Source organism: Collinsella sp. CLA-ER-H6, from assembly GCF_040092305.1.
Lineage (GTDB): Bacteria > Actinomycetota > Coriobacteriia > Coriobacteriales > Coriobacteriaceae > Collinsella.
This window is the reverse complement of record NZ_JBBNLS010000018.1, coordinates 1-18,490: the sequence shown is the minus strand read 5'-3', so window position 1 is coordinate 18,490 and position 18,490 is coordinate 1. Positions and strand designations below refer to the sequence as shown.

General features: G+C 60.8%; 16 protein-coding genes, 1 tRNA gene and 1 riboswitch. Of the genes, 1 reads left to right on the top strand and 16 read right to left on the bottom strand.

Annotation, left to right across the window (positions count from 1 at the left end; all coding sequences use genetic code 11):
* Window positions 1–156: 156 nt before the first annotated feature.
* From dtd to asnB, 7 genes are all read right to left on the bottom strand, one after another.
* On the bottom strand, window positions 157–603 hold the full coding sequence (gene dtd, locus AAAX77_RS08290) for a D-aminoacyl-tRNA deacylase (protein WP_055286755.1): 447 nt from the start codon (window positions 601–603) through the stop codon (window positions 157–159).
* A gap of 3 nt (window positions 604–606) precedes the next feature.
* Window positions 607–1,248: an RdgB/HAM1 family non-canonical purine NTP pyrophosphatase gene (gene rdgB / locus AAAX77_RS08285; protein ID WP_022094898.1), complete on the bottom strand. Its 642-nt coding sequence runs from the start codon at window positions 1,246–1,248 to the stop codon at window positions 607–609.
* Window positions 1,249–1,391: 143 nt separating this feature from the next.
* A complete protein-coding gene (rph, locus tag AAAX77_RS08280) occupies window positions 1,392–2,117 on the bottom strand; it encodes a ribonuclease PH (RefSeq protein ID WP_349105785.1) in 726 nt (241 codons plus the stop codon).
* A gap of 54 nt (window positions 2,118–2,171) precedes the next feature.
* On the bottom strand, window positions 2,172–3,056 hold the full coding sequence (gene murI, locus AAAX77_RS08275; protein ID WP_035137557.1) for a glutamate racemase: 885 nt from the start codon (window positions 3,054–3,056) through the stop codon (window positions 2,172–2,174).
* A 51-nt stretch (window positions 3,057–3,107) separates the two neighbouring features.
* Window positions 3,108–4,019 (bottom strand): HAD-IIB family hydrolase, encoded by a 912-nt coding sequence (locus AAAX77_RS08270; protein ID WP_195569163.1) that lies wholly within the window; start codon window positions 4,017–4,019, stop codon window positions 3,108–3,110.
* Between the two features lie 107 nt (window positions 4,020–4,126).
* A complete protein-coding gene (locus AAAX77_RS08265) occupies window positions 4,127–5,689 on the bottom strand; it encodes a UDP-N-acetylmuramoyl-L-alanyl-D-glutamate--2,6-diaminopimelate ligase (RefSeq protein WP_349105784.1) in 1,563 nt (520 codons plus the stop codon).
* A gap of 112 nt (window positions 5,690–5,801) precedes the next feature.
* A complete protein-coding gene (gene asnB, locus AAAX77_RS08260; RefSeq protein WP_349105783.1) occupies window positions 5,802–7,682 on the bottom strand; it encodes an asparagine synthase (glutamine-hydrolyzing) in 1,881 nt (626 codons plus the stop codon).
* A 187-nt stretch (window positions 7,683–7,869) separates the two neighbouring features.
* Here asnB and AAAX77_RS08255 point away from each other — a divergent pair.
* Window positions 7,870–7,945 (top strand) — tRNA-Val (locus AAAX77_RS08255).
* A 615-nt stretch (window positions 7,946–8,560) separates the two neighbouring features.
* Here the strand turns inward: AAAX77_RS08255 and AAAX77_RS08250 are convergent.
* From AAAX77_RS08250 to AAAX77_RS08210, 9 genes are all read right to left on the bottom strand, one after another.
* Window positions 8,561–9,844, bottom strand: coding sequence for an aminotransferase class III-fold pyridoxal phosphate-dependent enzyme (locus AAAX77_RS08250; protein ID WP_349105781.1), 1,284 nt, complete (start codon window positions 9,842–9,844; stop codon window positions 8,561–8,563).
* A 69-nt stretch (window positions 9,845–9,913) separates the two neighbouring features.
* On the bottom strand, window positions 9,914–10,894 hold the full coding sequence (argB, locus tag AAAX77_RS08245) for an acetylglutamate kinase (RefSeq protein WP_055252306.1): 981 nt from the start codon (window positions 10,892–10,894) through the stop codon (window positions 9,914–9,916).
* A gap of 81 nt (window positions 10,895–10,975) precedes the next feature.
* Window positions 10,976–12,244 (bottom strand): bifunctional glutamate N-acetyltransferase/amino-acid acetyltransferase ArgJ, encoded by a 1,269-nt coding sequence (argJ, locus tag AAAX77_RS08240; RefSeq protein ID WP_349105779.1) that lies wholly within the window; start codon window positions 12,242–12,244, stop codon window positions 10,976–10,978.
* 134 nt (window positions 12,245–12,378) lie between these two features.
* Window positions 12,379–13,449 (bottom strand): N-acetyl-gamma-glutamyl-phosphate reductase, encoded by a 1,071-nt coding sequence (gene argC / locus AAAX77_RS08235; protein WP_349105778.1) that lies wholly within the window; start codon window positions 13,447–13,449, stop codon window positions 12,379–12,381.
* A 257-nt stretch (window positions 13,450–13,706) separates the two neighbouring features.
* On the bottom strand, window positions 13,707–14,117 hold the full coding sequence (locus AAAX77_RS08230; RefSeq protein ID WP_099432117.1) for a pyridoxamine 5'-phosphate oxidase family protein: 411 nt from the start codon (window positions 14,115–14,117) through the stop codon (window positions 13,707–13,709).
* A gap of 44 nt (window positions 14,118–14,161) precedes the next feature.
* The gene (locus tag AAAX77_RS08225; RefSeq protein WP_117648255.1) at window positions 14,162–14,608 is read right to left on the bottom strand and encodes a pyridoxamine 5'-phosphate oxidase family protein; all 447 of its coding nucleotides are present in this window, start codon (window positions 14,606–14,608) and stop codon (window positions 14,162–14,164) included.
* Window positions 14,609–14,638: 30 nt separating this feature from the next.
* Window positions 14,639–15,439: an energy-coupling factor transporter transmembrane component T gene (locus AAAX77_RS08220; RefSeq protein ID WP_349105776.1), complete on the bottom strand. Its 801-nt coding sequence runs from the start codon at window positions 15,437–15,439 to the stop codon at window positions 14,639–14,641.
* Window positions 15,439–17,343 carry an energy-coupling factor transporter ATPase gene (locus tag AAAX77_RS08215; protein WP_349105773.1) on the bottom strand — a complete coding sequence of 635 codons (1,905 nt, stop codon included), beginning with the start codon at window positions 17,341–17,343 and terminating at the stop codon, window positions 15,439–15,441. Before AAAX77_RS08215 ends, AAAX77_RS08220 begins: the two co-directional genes overlap by 1 nt.
* Complete coding sequence (locus AAAX77_RS08210) at window positions 17,340–17,930, bottom strand: ECF transporter S component (RefSeq protein ID WP_349105772.1); 591 nt, start codon at window positions 17,928–17,930, stop codon at window positions 17,340–17,342. The genes AAAX77_RS08215 and AAAX77_RS08210 overlap by 4 nt, the downstream gene beginning before the upstream one ends.
* A 5-nt stretch (window positions 17,931–17,935) precedes the next feature.
* Window positions 17,936–18,128: riboswitch (FMN riboswitch) on the bottom strand.
* Window positions 18,129–18,490 lie beyond the last annotated feature (362 nt).

Sequence of the window (18,490 nt, the reverse complement as noted above, 5' to 3'; positions counted from 1 at the left end):
AAAAAGGGGATAATACCCCTAAGATAGACAAAACTCTAATACTATAGCACCCTGTTGTGGCCATACGCAAGTAGCTAAATAAGCCCGGTCCCAAATACGTACCAGACGACAATCTCGTATGACCAGTTGTTACGCGGTTTGGTAAAACCGCGTAACCTAAAGGTTGTCGGTGTCCAAGACGATGGTGAATGGACCGTCGTTGACCAAGTCGACTTTCATATCGGCGCCAAAAATGCCGTGCGCCACGTGTTCGACATCTTGGCGAACGAGCGTCAGGAAGTACTCGTAGAGCTCGTTGGCAACATCGGGTGCGCCGGCATCCGTAAACGACGGACGGCGACCGTGGCGGCAGTCGGCGAACAGCGTGAACTGCGACACCACGAGCACCTCGCCGTCGACATCGGCAAGCGCCAAGTTGGTCTTGCCGTTCTCGTCCTCGTTGATGCGCAGCCCGCGGAGCTTGCCCCACAGCTTGTCGGCCTCGGCACGCGTATCGCCATGGCCCACACCCAGCAGCACCAGGTAGCCGCGTCCAATGCGGCCCACGCACTCGCCGTCGACCGTCACGCCGGCGTTGAGCACGCGCTGCACCACCGCACGCACGGTCTACTCCTCGCCCGTCAGCTTGGCGGACAGATGCTCGAGCGCGTGGAAACGATGGCTGATGGCGTTCTTCTCGTCAGCCGTCAGCTCGGCCATGGTCTTGCCCGGCGTGTCGACCGGCAGGAACAGCGGGTCGTAGCCAAAGCCGTGATCGCCGCGGCCCTCGTGCGCGATAACGCCCTCGCAGGCGCCCTCGCCATAGGTAACCAGACCATCCGTGTCGATGAGCGCGACGACGCTCATAAAGCGCGCGGTGCGGTCCTCATCTGCCACGCCTTCCAGGTTAACGAGAAGCTTGGCGTTGTTGGCGGCATCGTCGCCGTGCACGCCCGCATAGCGCGCGCTATACACACCGGGCTCACCGTCCAGCGCGTCGACGACCAAGCCCGAATCGTCGGCAATGGCCATAAGGCCCGTCTCCTCAACCGCGGCTTGGGCCTTGATGATGGCGTTCTCCAAAAACGTCGTGCCGTTTTCCTCGGGATCCTCAAAATCACCCAGCTGGCCGAGCGCCACAAAGCGCACCTCGGGCATGACCTTGCCCAAAATGGCCTCGATCTCGGTGAGCTTATGGGCGTTGCCCGTTGCCACGACGATGGTCGCCGCCGGGTCGAGGGTGTCGATGTCAATCTTCTCAAGTGCCATGACTGGCCTCCTTGTCTCTAAAGCAATGCCGAGCCGAGGGCGACGAGGGACTCCGCCTCTCCCCTCTCAATCAACGGCAGTCTTGTGTCCAGACGTCTCCACAGGTAAAACCTACCAAAATAAACCTGTCCCTTTTTGGCAGGTTAGGCGATGGCTTGGCGCTGAAGCTCGATGAGCTCGGCGATACCCTTGTCGCCCAGGTCGAGCAGGGCGTTGAGGCGTTTGCGGTCAAAGGGCGCCTGCTCGCCGGTGCCCTGGAGCTCGATCATCTCGCCGGTGTCGGTGGCGACGAGGTTCATGTCGACCTCGGCATGGCTGTCCTCGGAATAATCGAGGTCAAGCAGCGTATTGCCGTCGACAACGCCCATGGAGATGGCAGCCACCTGGCCGATAAGCGGGATGCGCTCGATCTTGCCCGCCTCGACCCACATGGCGAGGGCGTCGCGCAGCGCCACCCAGGCGCCGGTGATGCTCGCTGTACGCGTGCCGCCATCGGCCTGAATCACATCGCAGTCAACGGTGACGGTGTACTCGCCGAGCGCCTTCATGTTGACGACGGTACGCAGGCTGCGGCCAATGAGGCGCTCGATCTCCATAGAGCGGCCCTTGCGGTTGGCGTGCTCGCGCTTGCAGCGCTTGCCGGTCGACGCCGGCAGCATGGCGTATTCCGCGGTCACCCAGCCGGCCTTAGCTCCCTTTCGCCAGCCCGGCACGCCCTCCTCGATAGTGGCGGCGCACAGCACGCGCGTGTCACCGAACTCGGCCAAACACGAGCCGTGGGCGTGCTTCATGACGCCACGGGTGAGCTTAACGGGGCGCAACTCGTTGGCGGCGCGACCGTTAGCGCGGTTGACCTGCATGTACTCCATAGAAATATCCTTTCGGCAAAATATATGGCGAAGGCTTTGGCGGCTGCCTTACATCTATTTCAGCTCATCGATATCGATATGTTCGATGCTCTTGAGCGGCTGACCAAAGATAAAGCTGCCCGCCACCGCAAACTCGGCAATGTTATCGGCCGTCGTGGCAAAACGATGCTGCGGCTCGGCGGCGTCGCCCGCCAGCTGCTCGCGGCGCGTGAGGATATCGGTCAGCTCGCGCGTGGTCTCCTCGGCGGAACTCACGACGCGCACCCCAGGCCCCAGCGCATGGCGGATAGGTCCCACCAACAGCGGGAAATGCGTACAGCCGAGCACCACGGTATCGATACCGTGGTCGCGCAGCGGCTCAACCGTGGCACCCACCAGCGCACGCACGGCAGGCGTATCGAAGATGTCCTCGTTCTCAAGCCACTGTTCCTGCAGATGTGCACCCGAGGCGAGCTCGTGTTCGACAACCTCGACAAAGCTCGAGGCAGGACAGCCGTATACATCGACGCCGGCATCCAGGTCCTGAATGGCGCGCGTGTAGGCGCCCGAGCGAATAGTGAGGTTGGTGGCGAGCACGCCCACGCGACGCGTACGCGTGCTGTTGATTGCCGCACGGGCACCCGGCGCGATCACACCGATCACGGGAACGTCGAGCACCTGCTGGGCCAGACGCAAGGCCGCAGCGGTCGCCGTGTTGCAGGCGATGACCATAATCTTGACGTCGTGCTTCGAAAGCCAACGACCCGCCTGCAACGCAAACGAGCGCACCTCATCCTCGGTGCGGGTGCCGTAGGGGCAGCGCTTGGTGTCGCCAAAGTAGTAGACGGACTCGTGCGGCAGCGCCGTCGCGATGGCGCGCGCAACCGTCAGACCGCCCAAACCAGAATCGAACACGCCAATCGGGCGCGTGTCGCCTGCCGGATTCTCGATATCGGACATTACCTCACCAGTCTCTCTCGAAAAGACATGTCCACGTGCGGCGGCGGCGCGCTACGAACGCGCCGCGACCAGCAGCTCTGCCGTCGCCGCCCAACCGTCGATAATTTTGCCACGCGTAACGAAAGCGTTCTCGCAAGCAGCCAGGAACTCAGGCGCGCCGGCGCTCGTCAGGCCATTCTCGACCAGGCAGAACGTGCCCACGTGATCGGCCATGTAGAAGTCGGACTCGGAATCGCCGAGCGCGAGCGTCTCCTCGCGCTCGATCCCCAGGTGCTCGCAGAAGCGCGCGATGGCAACGCCCTTGTTGAGACCCGCGGGGTTGATGTTGAATGCGCGACCGTCCTCGACGCGATCGAGCTCGAGCGTCGTCGGCTTGGACAGGTGAGTCAGATGGCCGTTGCAAGCCCAGATCAGACCGCAGCCGGCCTCGTCCAGGATGGCCTGAACCTCATCGTCGGGCACATCGCCGCGCATGCCGACGGTGACCTCGCGGTATTTGTAGCCGGTCGACATGTCGTTGTGATACTCGATCTTGTGCGGCCAGCGGGCGAGGATCTTCTCGCACACGCCGGTCTGCTCGATCACCTGGTGCGGCGTGAGGCCGCAAGAGGAGTCGTAGGGCATGTCGCCGGTCAGATACTCCCAATCGTTGGCTTTGAGGTCGTACATGACCAGGCCGCCCATCTCGCCGATGTAGGAGTTGAGACCGAGCACGCGCGCGTCCTCGTGGATCATGGTACGGTTGCGGCCCGAGGTGGGAACCACCTGAATACCAGCGCGAGCGAGCGCCACGACGGCCTCGACGAGTTTGGTCGAGGGGTTGCCGTCGTTGTCGCGTAGCACGCACGAGCCGGGTGCGAGCATCGTGGCATCCAGGTCGGTAAAGACGTACTTGACCTTGGCCAAGCGCTCGCGCATCTCGCCCGAAAGCTCAGCGACGGTCGGCAGGGTATTGTGGGACATGGTTACTCCGTTTACGTAGAAGGGTTTGGACTTGGACGGCATGTTTTGATTGAGGGAACACGCTTATGGCGACAGCGCACTCAGGGCGCCGCCGCCATCATGGTTCATTAGTCAAACTGGGTAACATCGATTAGGCGATTGGCCAACGAAAGGTCGCTCTCGATGGGCACGAACTCGTCACCCACGTGCATGAGCTCCTCGTCACCCTTTGCCAGCAGCAAGACAATGGTGGGAGCATCGGGGTTGACGTACTCCTCGCGCGCCGCCTTGAACGCCGCATGCACAGCGGCTTCGCGATCGAGGATGATCTTGTTCGGCGTATCGTCGGGAACATGTTCAGCAAGCTCGCGACAGACCTTCATCGGGTCCTCGTGAGCCGGGTCCTCGTTGGCAAAGATCATCAGGTCGGAATATGGTGCGGCCTCGCGCGGAAGCTGCTCGCGGCGCTCCTGCGCCTTGCCGCCGGCAGCGCCAAACACTGCGATGACCGGGCTGGCGGGAAACGCGCGCTTGACCGACGAGAAAAGCGAACGGAACGAAAGCTGGTTGTGCGCATAGTCGACGACGCAGATCACGCGACCGTCCTTCGACTCCACGACCTCCATACGGCCCGGCACACGCAGTTTGGAGAGGCCCTTCTTGATGGCATCGGTACCGATGCCGATCTCGCGCGCAGCGGCGATAGCGACCAGCGCGTTTTCCACGTTAAAGTCTCCCGCGATACCCAGCAGGACCTTCTCCCCCGCCTCGGACTCGTCGGCACACAGGCCATGCAAGTTGAACTCGATGCTAAAGCCGACCATGCGTACGTCGCTCGCCCACAGGCTTGCCTCGGGATGCTCGACCCCAACGGTCACCAAGCGATCGGCCGTCGACGCTGCCTCCAGCACACGGTCGACCTCTTCGGTGCCCAGATTCACCACGGCGGTCTTTGCCTGGTCAAAGATCCTGAGTTTGCTCTCAAAATAATCCTCAAACGTGGGGTGTTCGATCGGCGAGATGTGGTCGCGACCGATGTTGAGGAAGCACGCCACGTCAAACGGCAGATTCTCGACGCGTTGGTACTTGAGCGCCTGGCTCGAGACCTCCATGACCATGGACTGGCGACCGGACGTGCGACAGTTGGCGATATGGCGCCAGATCTCGGGGGCCTCGGGCGTAGTATTGGTGCTCTCGTAGCACTCGATGCCATCGTCGGTACTCACCGAGCCGATCATGCCGCAGGACTCGCCCGCCGCTTTGATAATCGACTGGAGCATAAAAGCGGCCGTGGTCTTTCCCTTGGTGCCGGTGATGCCCACGATCTTGACGTCGTGGTCGGGACGGTCGTAGACCTCCGGCGGCAGCAGGGCCATGGCCGTGCGAACACTATCAACAACCAGCATCGCAGCACCGCTCTCCTGCGCCAGCGGCTCCAGAGACTCGACCAGTGACTCCTCGCACACAAATGCGACGGCGCCCGCATCGAACGCCATGCTCAAAAACGCGGGCTTAAAGGCAGCACCTTTACAGAAGAACACGTCACCTGCCGAGACCGCGCGCGAATCAAACGAGCAACCGGTCACGGCACGCTCGTCAACCTGCTCTGATGCGCGCAGCTCGCCGCACACATCGAGAAGCTTGGCAAGCGTATCGACCGTGGTCACGGTCGCGGAATCCGAATGGTGCATCTTTCACCTTTCTCAGCCATTTGGCAGGGACGGTTTTCATAGTAACTGAAACGTGCTCGCGCAAAAACGGCTCCCGGAGGAGCCGTTACGCGCAGGCATTCGTAAGCCGAGACTAGGCAGCCTGAACAGAAGGCTGGCCCTCGTCGATAAAGAAGCGCTTGTACCACACTAGGAACACGAGCGGCGTATAGATCTTGCGCTGGAAATCGCCCTTGCCCGCAAAGTGCAGATCGAGCAGGTGCATGAGCTCGTCGGTATTGAAGAACTCGCTTGCCCACGGCGCGGTGAAGTACTCCTTGACATAGTCGTACCACTTTTGCTCGCGCAGCCAGTAGACAATCGGCACCGGGAAGCCCACCTTGGGACGGGTGGCCCACTCATCGGGCAGCGACTTGTTGGCAGCGTGGCGGAGTACCTGTTTGTTGCCGTTCTCGTTGATGCGGTAGCGGTCGGGAATGTGCTCGGCGAACTCCATGACTTTGCGGTCCAGGAAGGGCACGCGCAGCTCCAGCGAGTGCGCCATGCACATCTTGTCGGCCTTGAGCAGAATGTCGCCCGGGAGCCACATGTTCATGTCCAGGTACTGCTTCTTGACCAGCTCGGGCTGATCCTTCACGCGTGCGTAGATGGGTGCAGCGAGCTCGAAGGCGCCGTCGCCGGTGTTGTACTCGGGCTTGAGCACGCCGTCGACCTCGCGCTCCGGCCATACCAGAGCCTGTCCCAGGAACGACTTCTCGGGGATCTCGGCACCCTTGACCAGGAAGTTATGTCCCTTGAAGTACGGCATATGCAGCGCCAGGTTACCGAGCGCGCGACGGACGGGCAGCGGCACCATCTTTTTGTACTTGCGCACCGGGACCGTATCCTCGTAGTAGGCGTAGCCGCCAAAGAGTTCGTCGGCGCCTTCGCCCGAAAGCACCACGGTGACGTCCTTGCGGGCCATCTCGGCCAAGAACCACAGCGGCACGGAAGACAGGTTGGACTGCGGCTCGTCCATGTGATACTGGATGTCCTCGAGCGCACCGAAGAACTCGTCGGCGGTAATCATCTTGCGAACGTTTTCGACGCCGAGCTTATCGGAAAGCTCCTTGGCGTAGTTGGTCTCGTTAAAGTTCTTGTAGTCAAAGCCCACCGAGAAGGTCTTGTCGGGCATGAGGCAAGCGGCGATGTAGCTGGAGTCGACGCCACCGGAGAGGAACGACGCGACCTTGACGTCGGCGATACGATGGGCCTCGACACTCTCGTGCACGACCTTGTCCAGCTCATCGACATACTCTTCGAACGGCTTCTCGACGGCAGAGTAATCGCAATCCCAGTAGCGCTCGATGTTCATCTTGCCGGTCGGGATATCGACGGTAAAGTAGTGCGCCGGCGGCAGCTTGTAGACACCCTCGAAGAAGGTCTCCTCGGTTGCCGAATACTGCAGCGTCATGTACGGACGCAGGGCCTTTTTGTTGACCGCCTTGTGGAAGTGCGGGTAGTCCAGGAAGCTCTTGATCTCGGAACCAAAGAGCACGCCCGGAGCGCCGTCGCCCGCATCGGCCATGGGATAGTAGTAGAGCGGCTTGATGCCAAAGATGTCGCGGGCGCCAAAAAGCTTGTTCTTCTTTTTGTCCCAGATGACGAAGGCGTACATACCGCGCAGGCGATCGAGGACGGCCTCGCCCCACTCCTCGTAGCCGTGCAGGAGGCTCTCGGTGTCGGCGCCGCAGTGGAACTTGTAGCCCTTGGCCTCGAGCTCGGAACGGAGTTCTTGGAAGTTGTAGATCTCGCCGTTGAAGACAATGACGACGCTACCGTCCTCGTTGGCCATGGGTTGGGCGCCAGCCTCGGTCAGGTCGAGGATCGACAGGCGGCGGAAGCCGAGGGCAACGCGGCCGTCGATAAACTGACCGCCCATGTCGGGACCGCGATGGACGATGCGGTCCATCATCTTGGTGAGCACCTCGGATTGGTTATCCGTCCCACCGACAAAACCGACAAAACCGCACATATACTATCCCCTCTGCTGTTGCTGGGCATCAAATCGAATCAGTAGCTTTTGAGTATACCCGAGGGCGTAAAGAGGGGCGGAATGTTCAGGCAATCTCAACTGAATCAGCTCCGCTGTGACACGCGCGAGTTACCTTTAATGGATATGAGGTGAATGAGGCGATTGTTTTGCTATACTCTCTCCGCACGGGCGATTGGCGCAACGGTTAGCGCAGGTGCTTTACACGCACAAGGCTGGGGGTTCGAATCCCTCATCGCCCACCACTGAATTGGAAACGGTCCTCGCAAGGGGACCGTTTTTTGTTTGGGCCCAGCGCATGGGATTCGAACCCGACAGGGTGCGGAGCTGAGGAAACGCGAAGCGTTTTCCAGCGCAGCACGCGAGGAGCGAAGCGACGAAGCGGGGCGCGGGCGGCGCCAGCCGCACACGGACATCCCTCATCGCCAACCACTGAATTGTTAGGCCTCCAGCGATGGAGGCCTTTCCTTTTTCGGGCCCATCGCAGAGGGATTCGAACCCGCCAGCACGTCTGTCACAAAGGCTGTGGCCAAAAAATGGCAAAAATGAGTACTGTTACTAATTTTGTAGCAGCGATTTTTGGGTTTCACTGGGTAAATCTAGCCCTGAATCAGCGATTTGAAGCCTTTGCTAGCTGTTTTCCCATTAACATAACTGAACATGTGTGGTCTAACTAATCCTAGATAGTCGGTTTCATATGAGATTCAACTGGTAACAGTACTCATATTTGATGTTTTTTGACCAGCAGGTCTCCCTGCCTTAGCAAATCTAAGGCAAAACGGGCTCCAGACCGCTGAATCATGCCACATAGGGCACGCCCGCAGTCCAGAACCCGGTCCAAATTGAGTTATTGCGCCGCGTTAGACCAAGACACCCGACAGGATCTCGATCAGACTGTCCACGTCGGCTTCCTCGCAGACGAGCGGCGGCAGGAAACGCAGCGTATGGGCACCCGTAGCGTTAATCACGGCACCGGCGGCCAGCGCGCGGGCAACAATATCATGCGCATCGCCCGCAGCATCATCCAAATCACAGCCGAGCATCAAGCCGCGGCCACGCACCTCGGTCACGTGCGGCAGCTTAGCGAGCTTTGCCTCCATATAGGCGCCTACCTTGGCAGCATGGTCGGCATAATCGCCGCGCACGAGCGCGGAGAGCGTCGCGGCACACGCCGTGATGGCCAGGCAGCTACCGCCAAAGGTCGAACCATGATCGCCGGGCTTAAAGACGTCGGCGATTTCCTTCTTTGCCACCACGGCACCCATGGGCACGCCGTCGGCAATGCCCTTGGCAAGGCTCATGATGTCAGGCTCCACGCCATAGGTTTGGAATGCAAACGGCTTGCCGGAGCGGAAGATGCCGCACTGGACCTCGTCGGCGATAAGCACGGCGCCCACTTCGTGTGCCAGGTCGCGCGCCGCCGCCATAAACTCCTCGGTCATGGGGTGCACGCCACTCTCACCTTGGATCGGCTCGAGCATCACGGCGCAAATTTCACTGCCCAGCTGCTTAAAGATCGCACGCAGTTCATCGACATCGTTGGGCGTGCAGGCCACAAAGCCACCCGGCAGTGGGCGGAAGCTGTCCTGCAGCCAATCCTGCATGGTGGCGGCAATGGTCTCGAGCGTACGGCCGTGGAACCCGCCGCGCATGCACACGATGGTGTTGCCGCCATTACCGGCACGCTTGGCGTACAGGCGCGCGAGCTTCATCGAGCCCTCGTTGGCCTCGGCGCCAGAGTTGGCAAAGAAGGTCTCCCAAACCTGCTCATCCGCAGCCGGGGCACCAAGAGCAGCTGCCGTGGTCTCATCGCCGGCGACAACGGCATCGACAAGCACGCGCGCACCATCTACGTCGTCGTTAGCAAGCTTGGACAGCAGCGCCGCGACCTGTCCGCGCTGCTCGATGTAGAAGTAATTGGAGACATGCATGAGCTTTTTGGTCTGTGCCTCGAGCGCCGAGAGCACAGCCGGGTCGCCATGACCTAGGCTGCACACGCCGATGCCGGCAAGAAAGTCGAGGTACTCACGGCCATCGTCGCCGGTGAGCTTCATGCCGTGACCCTCGACAAACTCGACCGGAGAGCGGCCAAAGGTATGCATAACGTAATGGGATTCAAGCGATTGCTGAGCTGCAAGTGACATGGGATGCCTTTCGTTGGGCGCCAGACGGCGCGGGGCTATGGGTGCAGGAATGGGGCGGCTGCGGGTCAGCTAGACCGTCTGAAGCTTCTCGACCTCGTCAAGGTTCTCGGTCAGACGCGCAGCAAACGTCGAAAGCGGATGCGGATGCGTATCGAACTCGTAAGCCGTCTCGGTGGAATGGATCACGGTGCCGACGCCGGCATCGGTCAGCAGCTCCAGGAGCAGCGAATGCGGCGTGGTACCGTTAATGATGTGGGCACGAAATACGCCGCCGGTAAGCGCATCGACGGCCGCACGCAGCTTGGGAATCATGCCCTTATCGACCTCGCCGCCGTAGAGCATTTCGTTGACCTCGTCGAGCGTTAGGTTGGAGATAAGCGAGTCCTTGTCGCTAAAGTCCTTGTACAGGCCATCGACGTCGGTCAAAAAGATTGCCTTATGCGCGTGGAGCGCCGCGGCAACGGCACCGGCGGCGGTATCGGCGTTGATGTTGAAGAAACCGCCGTCCTCCCCCGCCGCGACGGTAGCGATGACGGGGATGTACTCGCTATCGAGTAAGCGCTCGATATAGTCGGTGTTGACGTGCGTCACTTTGCCCACGCGACCGAGCTCGGGGTCGAGCGGCTCGGCGATGAGCGTGCCGGCATCGCTGCCCGACACGCCCACGGCCAGGTTGCCGTGGTGGTTGATGGCAGCAACCAGCTCCTGGTTAACCTTGCCGCCCAGCACCTCGCGCACGATATCCATAGTCGCCGGCGTGGTCACGCGCTGGCCGTTCTTAAACTCGACGGGAATATCGTAATGGCTCAGCGCCTCGTTGATAGCCTTGCCGCCGCCATGCACGATGACGGGGCGCATACCGATGATCTTGAGCAAAACGATATCGCTCATCACGTCGCGGCGCAGCTGCTCATCAACCATGGCGGCTCCGCCATATTTGATAACAACCGTCTTGCCGGTCAGGTTCTTAATCCACGGCAGCGCTTCGAACAGCAGCTGCGCGGTTGCTTCGTTGGATTCGCTCGAACGACAATCGCGTGCGAATTTCATAATCTGCCTCGTCTTTCGTATCGTTATCGCGCCGTGCTCCGCTGTCCGCAATCGCGGCAAGATGCGCAGCGTGCCCGGAATCTAGGAACGGTAGTCGCCGTTGATGGAGATGTACTCATGCGTGAGGTCGCAGGTCCACACGGTCGTTGCCGCGTCGCCTGCGCCCAGGTCGGCCGAGATCACGATCTCGGGCGCCTCGAAACGTCGTAGAACCTCGTCCTCATCAAAGGGAACAGTCAGACCGCCGCGACAGACAGGCATGCCCATCATGTCGATGGAAACGTCTTCCTGATTAAACTTCACGCCGCACTTGCCAAGCGCCATGGCAACACGGCCCCAGTTGCAGTCGTGGCCGGCGATGCAGGTCTTAACGAGCGGCGAGTTGGCAACGGCACGGGCGGCGATATCGGCCTCCTCGTCGTTCACGGCGCCGGTAACGTTGACCGTAACAAGCTTGGATGCGCCCTCACCATCGGCGGCGATATTGCGCGCCAGGCTCTCGCACACCTCGTGCACGGCAAATGCCAACTCGTCGAAGGCATCGGAGCCCTCGACGATAGGCTCGGCATCTGCGGCAGCGGCGCCGGAGGCAAGCATGATGCAGGTGTCGTTGGTCGAGGTGTCGGAATCGACCGTTACCTTGTTAAAGGTCTGCTTGACGGTGGAGAGCAACAGGGCGTGGAGCGCCGCCGGCTCGACGGGGGCATCGGTAGTGATGACCGCGATCATGGTGGCCATGTTGGGCATGATCATGCCCGAGCCCTTGCACATACCGCCCACCGTATAGGCATTGCCTGTGTGTCCCGCAGCCTCGCTGACGTAGGACACGGCGTACTCCTTGGAGTGCGTGTCGGTCGTCATGATGGCGCGAGCGGCATCGGCGCCACCGTGGGCGGAAAGTGCCTCGTAGGCAGCAGGAATGGCGGTCTCAAACGTGTCGATCGGCAGAATCTGGCCAATCACACCCGTGGAGGCAACCAGAATCTGCTGGGGCTCGCAGCCGATGACCTGCGATGCGATGCTGCATGTCTCACGCGCGCATGCAAGGCCGGTCTCACCCGTGGCGGCGTTGGCATTGCCAGAGTTGATCGAAACGCCGGCGATGATACCGTAGCCCTTGTCCGCACCGCCCAGGTTGGCACGGCTCACCTGCACGGGCGCCGCGCAAAAGCGATTGGTAGTAAACACGCCGGCACCGGGACAGGGCTTATCGGGCACAACGAGCGCGTAATCCAGACGCTCGGGATTCTTCCGAAATCCCGCATGGATGCCTGCGGCCTTAAAGCCGGCCGCTGCCGTAACGCCACCCTCGACGGCGCGAATCTTGATATCAAACAGCTCGGTATTCATCGTCTTTATGACTCCTTATGTCAAACAAAAAACGGACATCGGTTGGTGCGCCATGCCAGTCGTAATCATGAGACCAGCTTAAGAGTGGCGCCCCACTCGATGCCCGACTACCAAATCGTTAACAATCGAATGTGCTACACCGGGCACGCCACTGTGGGCAAGCCTCGTCGCTCGTCAAAGCCAAAGACGATATTGGCGCACTGGACCGCTTGGCCCGCAGCGCCCTTGCACAGATTGTCGATGGCGCCCGTCGCCACCAGCACGCCCGCGCGCTTGTTGAGCGCGAGGCCGATCTGGGCGGCGTTGGTGCCGACGACCGAAGCCGTCTTGGGCTGCTGGCCGGCGTCGAGTACGCACACGAAAGTGCGACCAGCGTAGAACTGCTTGTAATAGTCGACAACGTCCTCAAGGGTCAAGGTATCGATAGCCTGCGGCGTAAGCGGCAGCGTCACCGTGGAGAGCAGACCACGCTTGAGCGGTGCCAGGTGCGGGGTAAAGACGACGCGATCGGTCAGGCCAAGGATTTGCTCAATCTCGGGCGTGTGGCGATGCTTGCCCACGCCGTAGGCCTCCAAATTCTCATCGGCGCTGCAAAAATGCGTACGAGCGTTGCAGGACTTACCGGCGCCCGTCACGCCGCTAATGGCATCGACAATCACGGGGCCGTTCTCTGCCACCCAGCCCGCACGCACGGCAGGAGCGGCAGCAAGGCTCGTTGCGGTGGGATAGCAGCCGGCGCAGGCGACCAAAACGGGCTTTCCGGCGGCGTGGCTGGAAGCAGCGGTCTCCAAGTCCTGGCAGAACAGCTCGGGCAGGCCGAAGGCACGTGTCTTGAGTAGCTCGGGGCTCGTGTGCTCGGCGGCATACCATGCCTCAAACACGGCCGGATCGCTCAGGCGGTAATCGGCCGAAAGATCGAAGCAGGAAACGCCTGCGGCAAGGAGCGCGGGCACCTGTGCCATGGCAGCCGTGTGCGGCACGGCAAGAAAAACCGCATCGCAGCTCTTGAGCTCGGGCGCGTCATGCGTGGTGAAAACCAGATCGCTCGCGCCAGCAAAGCTCGGATACACCGCGGACAGCGGCTGGCCGGCATCGGCGTTGGACGTAATGGCAACAAGTTCAAACTCGGGATGGCCGAGCACGAGGCGAATGAGCTCGGCGCCGGCATATCCAGCCGCGCCGACGATTCCAACCTTCAAAGACATATCAGACTCCTTGTCTGCGATTTATGCACCGATGCGCATTTCGCAGCGGTCGTTATGAAGTGGGTTGAAACTTTAGCACCAAAAGATGCATGAACACGTAAATGGCTTGCATATTCATGCATTGAAACATTCCCGACACATTCGCTTGAAGGAATTGACAAATGGAGCGGGCCCCGTATTGACCGGCGCTCCTAACGGCGCCGGGCAATACGGGGCCCGCCCATGCGAAAACCAAGTTGTTAGGATGAGCCAGCTGGCTAGAGCTCGACCGGCACCCATTCGTCGTGATTGCAGATAAAAGCCTCGGGATCCTCGACGCTAAAGAAGACGAGCGTGGGGTCGTTAGGTCCCTCATAGTGCTCGCCCAGGCGCTCTAGATGCTTCCACCCGGCTTCGCGCATTTCGTCTAAAGCCCGGTCATCCAAGCCGGCACGCCCGCGCAAGATGAGCCAGCCATGGCCCGGCCACCAACTCGTGGCCTCAAAGCGCTGATTTTGCAGCAGCTCCTGCCACACATCTTTGGTGCGCGCCGTTACGAACCACAGTTTGCCGTCCTGAATCTGTGCAAACGAGAACGGACGCACATGTGGCTGTCCGTCCACGCTCGTCGCCAGATACCACGCCGGCACCGACGTCAGATACTCCAACACCGTATTCAATCCGTCCACGTTTCCTCCTGTACTAGCTAGTTTGGGAACCTGGTTTGTGCGAGCTAGAGCTCCAGGCGCTCCTCGCTGCCGTCGATATCACAGAAGCGCGCGGCAATATTGCGGACCGAAAAGAAAGCAAGGCGGCCGTCGTTGGCACTCTCGTGTTCCTCGCCAATGCCCACCATGTGCTTAAAACCCGCTTGACGCACCTTGTCGCTCGCAACTGCGTCGTCCTCAAGTGCGGCTTCGCCGGTCAACACGATCCAACATTCCCCCGGCTTCCAGCCCGAGAGCTCAAACTTGGGATTCGCACTCAGCTCCGCCCACACATCCTTGTCGCGCGACGTGCAAAACCACAACTTACCGTCATCGACCATGGCAAACGAAAACGGCCTCACGCGAGGCTGATGCCCGTCGGCCACATCGGTCGTGGCCAGATACCACGCCGGAATGCGCCTGAGATATGAACAGGCGCGCTCAAGCTGAGCCGTGCGGTCGTTGTCGGTCATAGGGACCCCTTTCTTGCGCTCGAATCGCGCCTAAACAAGTTGAAGATTGATGACGATGACACACGCGAGCAGCAGCGCTGTCACCACCGCAGCCAGCGCATCCCCGCGGCGAAATGCAAGCGCATGCAGACGTGTGCGGCCCTGCTCGCCATGATAGCAACGGGCATCCATGGCGGCAGACAGCGTCTCGGCATGGCGGAACACGCCCGTGAACAGCGGAATCGCCACACTGCCGAGCATACGCACGCCGCCGAGCGGGCCTCCCGTCACGCGCGCGCCGCGGCTTGCCTGTGCATCGGCCGTCTGTTTCATCTCAGTGGCAAACTGCGGCATAAAGCGTAGCGCGATACCCATGATCATGCCGAGCTCGTGCGCAGGAAGTCCCACACGCGCAAACGGTGCGAGCAGGCGCTCAAAGCCCGCGGTGAGGTCGAGCGTCGGCGTGGTGAGCGTGATAGCGCTCATACCGGCCATCATCAAGGTCAGGCGGCACGCCATAAAGGCGGCGGAATGCAGCGAGCCCTCGCTTATCTGCAAAAAGCCGAGCTGCCACAGAATGCGCCCGCTCTGGTCGGTAAACAAGTTGAGCACCGCGACCACGACGACGATTGCCAGCAGCGGCGCCATCGACGACAGAACGCGACGAACCGGCACCTGAGACACGGCATAGATCAGCACAACGAAAATTGCGACCGGGGCCAGTCCGCGGAAGCTGCTGACTGTGAGCGTCGTGATCAGAAACACAAAGCCCAAGAGCAACTTAGTTCGCGGGTCCAGGCGGTGGATCGCACTATCGCCGGGATAGTAGCTGCCAAACGAAAACGCCTCCATTAGCAGCCCTCCTCTCGCGCGACCGTCTTGGAATTAGCAGTGTCCGCGACGTTAGAAGGACCGCCCGAGCGACCGATTAGCAGGTCCATCAACTCGTCTGCCAGCGACTCAACCGTATAGAGGCCGTCAAAGCGCAGCGGCACGCCCGCCTCCGTAAGCGCCAGCGCCATACGCTGGGCGGCGGGAACGCCCAGGCCGATCGACTTGAGCTCATCGGCTTGCGCAAACACCTGCACGGGGGCTCCCTCGGCAAACACCGCGCCTTCGTTCATTACGACGATGCGGTCACAGCAATTGGCCAGGTCATCCATACTATGCGAAACCATGACAACGGTCAGGCCATCGCGGTGAAGTCGACCGATGAGCCCTAGGAAATCCTTGCGCGCAGCCGGATCGAGCCCCGCCATGGGCTCATCGAGCACCAGGACCTCGGGCTCCATGGCGAGCACGCCGGCGAATGCCACGCGCCGTTGCTGACCGCCCGAAAGCTCAAAGGGGCTCTTGTCGCCGACCGTGGAAAGGTCGAGGCCCACGCGTGAGAGCGATGACTCGACACGACGGTCGACTTCATCTTGCGGCAAGCCAAGGTTATGCGGACCAAACGCCACGTCCTGCGCCACGGTTTCGGCAAACAGCTGACGCTCAGGATATTGAAACACCACGCCGACCTTGGCCTTAACCGCAGCGGCGTCTTTCTTGTTTGACAGATCGAGCTCCAGCGCGCGAACGGATCCCTCCTGGGGGCGAATCAAACCGTTGAGATGCTGGACCAGCGTCGACTTACCCGAACCGGTATGACCTGCCAAGCCCAGGAACTCGCCGCGACGCACCGTCAGCGATACATCGCGCAGCGCCCACGGGCTGCTGGGGTCGTTTCCCCAGAGAGCCTGTTTGCTCGATTTGCCCGCAGTGGCCGAGCGCTTATGCCAGCGGCGGCGCTCGCGCGGACTGAGCGAATAACTGTACGAAACATGGGATAGTTCGATGACGGGCTCCGACGCGTTGCCCTCGTTGTCTACCGGAACAGTGCCGTCAGCGATTTCCAACTGGGATACGAAAGACTGCCCCGCGATGCCTGCTCCACTTCGCTCGGCATAAGCCTGCACAATCTCAGCGACCATATCCACCTCGCGCACCTGCGCATGAACAGGCACGCCCTTCGCACGAAGCGCCATGCCCAAACGGCACGACTCTGGCATGTCAAGGTTGAGCTGAGCGAGTTCATTCGCCCGCGTCAGAATCTCCTCGGGCGTGCCCAGCATGGCAACTCGTCCCGTCTGAAACACGGCGACACGATCGGCCTCGGCGGCCTCCTCCATAAAGTGCGTAATCATCACGATAGTCATGCCGCGATCGTGAAGCGCATGACAGGCCTTCATAAGGCCCTTGCGTCCGCGCGGATCGAGCATCGAGGAGGCCTCGTCCAAGATAAGCACGCGCGGCTCCATGGCAAGTACGCCGGCAAGCGCCACGCGCTGCTTTTGTCCGCCCGAGAGCGCATGGGTCTCGTGGCGCTCAAAGCCCACCAGGCCCACGCCCTTCAGCGCCTCGCGTACGCGCTGCGCAATTTGCGCCGATGGCACGCCAAGGTTTTCGGGACCGAACGCAACGTCATCTTCGACAAGCGTTGCCACCAGCTGGTCGTCGGGATTCTGGAACACCATGCCCGCGGTCGAACGAATGTCGTAGACCAGCTCGGGGTCGGACGTATCCATGCCGTTGATACGTACCGTGCCCGCATCGGGTTGCAACAGCGCATTCAGATGCTTGGCAAACGTCGACTTGCCCGACCCATTACCACCGAGGATGCAGAAAAACTCGCCGTCCTCGATGTTTAGATCGACGCCGTCGAGCGCCGGTACGGCACCGTCATAGCTAAAGGAAACGCCCCGACACTCAATCATGCGCAGCCTTTGACCTGGTCCTTTTTAGGCGTGATGAGGTTGGAGACCGCCTTGTACACCGCAAGCGTCAATACCGAATTAAGCACGGTCTTGATAAGGTTGAACGGCAGCACGGCAGGAATCATGAGCGGGGCGATCACATCGACCGAGCCATACCAGAACCAAACGCCAATGGTAAGGTTCGCGACCATGGACAGCACCGTAGCGGCAATGACGCCGAGCACCAGACCAATCACGGCACCCTTATAGGTGTGCATCTTCTGGTAGACGATAGCCGCGGGCAGAATGTAGCCCAGCGTGGCAACCAGGTTCATAAGCGCGCCGACCCAGTCACCCGTGGTGAGCGCATGGATAACGATTGCCATAGCGGCAACAGCAGTGCCGGCGCCAGGACCATACGCAAACCCGCACACCATCGCCGGCACCAGCGACGGGTCATACGTCAAAAACGGCGCCGAAGGAAGGATAGGCAGCTGCACGTACATAAACAGGGCACCCAAGGCACACATCAGCGCCATGGTAACGAGCTGTTTGGTGCTCCACCTATTCGTGTTCTCAAAATGGATATGCTGCGACTGTTCAGACATAAGATCACCTGCCTCTTTCATCCGGACTCTAACCGTTGGTACTGGGATCTCACCAGTTCAGCCGGCATGCGAACCAACGCACACACGGGTCGCGGACTCATCGGCTCGGTCGCAGACGCCTCGCCTGCTCCGCGGCACCCCTTTGGCACCGCCCGATTTACCGCCAGTGGGGAATTCCACCCCGCCCTGAAACAGCAATTGCAAGTGTAGCACGAGCAATCGCTCGCGCAAGTATGCCGAGGGTAATTTGTGGCGGGGATCAGCTGCCGCAACAACCACGTTCCCCACCCATCCCAAAGTAACGCGCTTTTCGCGGCAAAGCCGCGAAACAGCGAAAGGGACACGTATCCCCATCAACCACATTCTCCGCCCACGCCGACCTCAAGGCCGTAAACGCAGGGGATCCGGGGGCGTGACGGGGGTTTCTCTCCGGAACATTCCGCACTGATATTTTCTGTATTGAAGACGTCGATGATGCACCCGTATACCATTGACGTCGACACCATCAGATGCGGACCGCGCGGTGACCCCACATTCCGCTGGCGCCCACAGGGCTGCCC

What these genes read in the sequence shown, in the direction of transcription:
- rdgB (WP_022094898.1), bottom strand. Translation starts at nt 1,248, where the DNA reads ATGGCACTTGAGAAGATTGACATCGACACCCTCGACCCGGCGGCGACC.
- rph (WP_349105785.1), bottom strand. Translation starts at nt 2,117, where the DNA reads ATGGAGTACATGCAGGTCAACCGCGCTAACGGTCGCGCCGCCAACGAG.
- murI (WP_035137557.1), bottom strand. Translation starts at nt 3,056, where the DNA reads ATGTCCGATATCGAGAATCCGGCAGGCGACACGCGCCCGATTGGCGTG.
- AAAX77_RS08270 (WP_195569163.1), bottom strand. Translation starts at nt 4,019, where the DNA reads ATGTCCCACAATACCCTGCCGACCGTCGCTGAGCTTTCGGGCGAGATG.
- AAAX77_RS08265 (WP_349105784.1), bottom strand. Translation starts at nt 5,689, where the DNA reads ATGCACCATTCGGATTCCGCGACCGTGACCACGGTCGATACGCTTGCC.
- asnB (WP_349105783.1), bottom strand. Translation starts at nt 7,682, where the DNA reads ATGTGCGGTTTTGTCGGTTTTGTCGGTGGGACGGATAACCAATCCGAG.
- AAAX77_RS08250 (WP_349105781.1), bottom strand. Translation starts at nt 9,844, where the DNA reads ATGTCACTTGCAGCTCAGCAATCGCTTGAATCCCATTACGTTATGCAT.
- argB (WP_055252306.1), bottom strand. Translation starts at nt 10,894, where the DNA reads ATGAAATTCGCACGCGATTGTCGTTCGAGCGAATCCAACGAAGCAACC.
- argJ (WP_349105779.1), bottom strand. Translation starts at nt 12,244, where the DNA reads ATGAATACCGAGCTGTTTGATATCAAGATTCGCGCCGTCGAGGGTGGC.
- argC (WP_349105778.1), bottom strand. Translation starts at nt 13,449, where the DNA reads ATGTCTTTGAAGGTTGGAATCGTCGGCGCGGCTGGATATGCCGGCGCC.
- AAAX77_RS08225 (WP_117648255.1), bottom strand. Translation starts at nt 14,608, where the DNA reads ATGACCGACAACGACCGCACGGCTCAGCTTGAGCGCGCCTGTTCATAT.
- AAAX77_RS08220 (WP_349105776.1), bottom strand. Translation starts at nt 15,439, where the DNA reads ATGGAGGCGTTTTCGTTTGGCAGCTACTATCCCGGCGATAGTGCGATC.
- AAAX77_RS08215 (WP_349105773.1), bottom strand. Translation starts at nt 17,343, where the DNA reads ATGATTGAGTGTCGGGGCGTTTCCTTTAGCTATGACGGTGCCGTACCG.
- AAAX77_RS08210 (WP_349105772.1), bottom strand. Translation starts at nt 17,930, where the DNA reads ATGTCTGAACAGTCGCAGCATATCCATTTTGAGAACACGAATAGGTGG.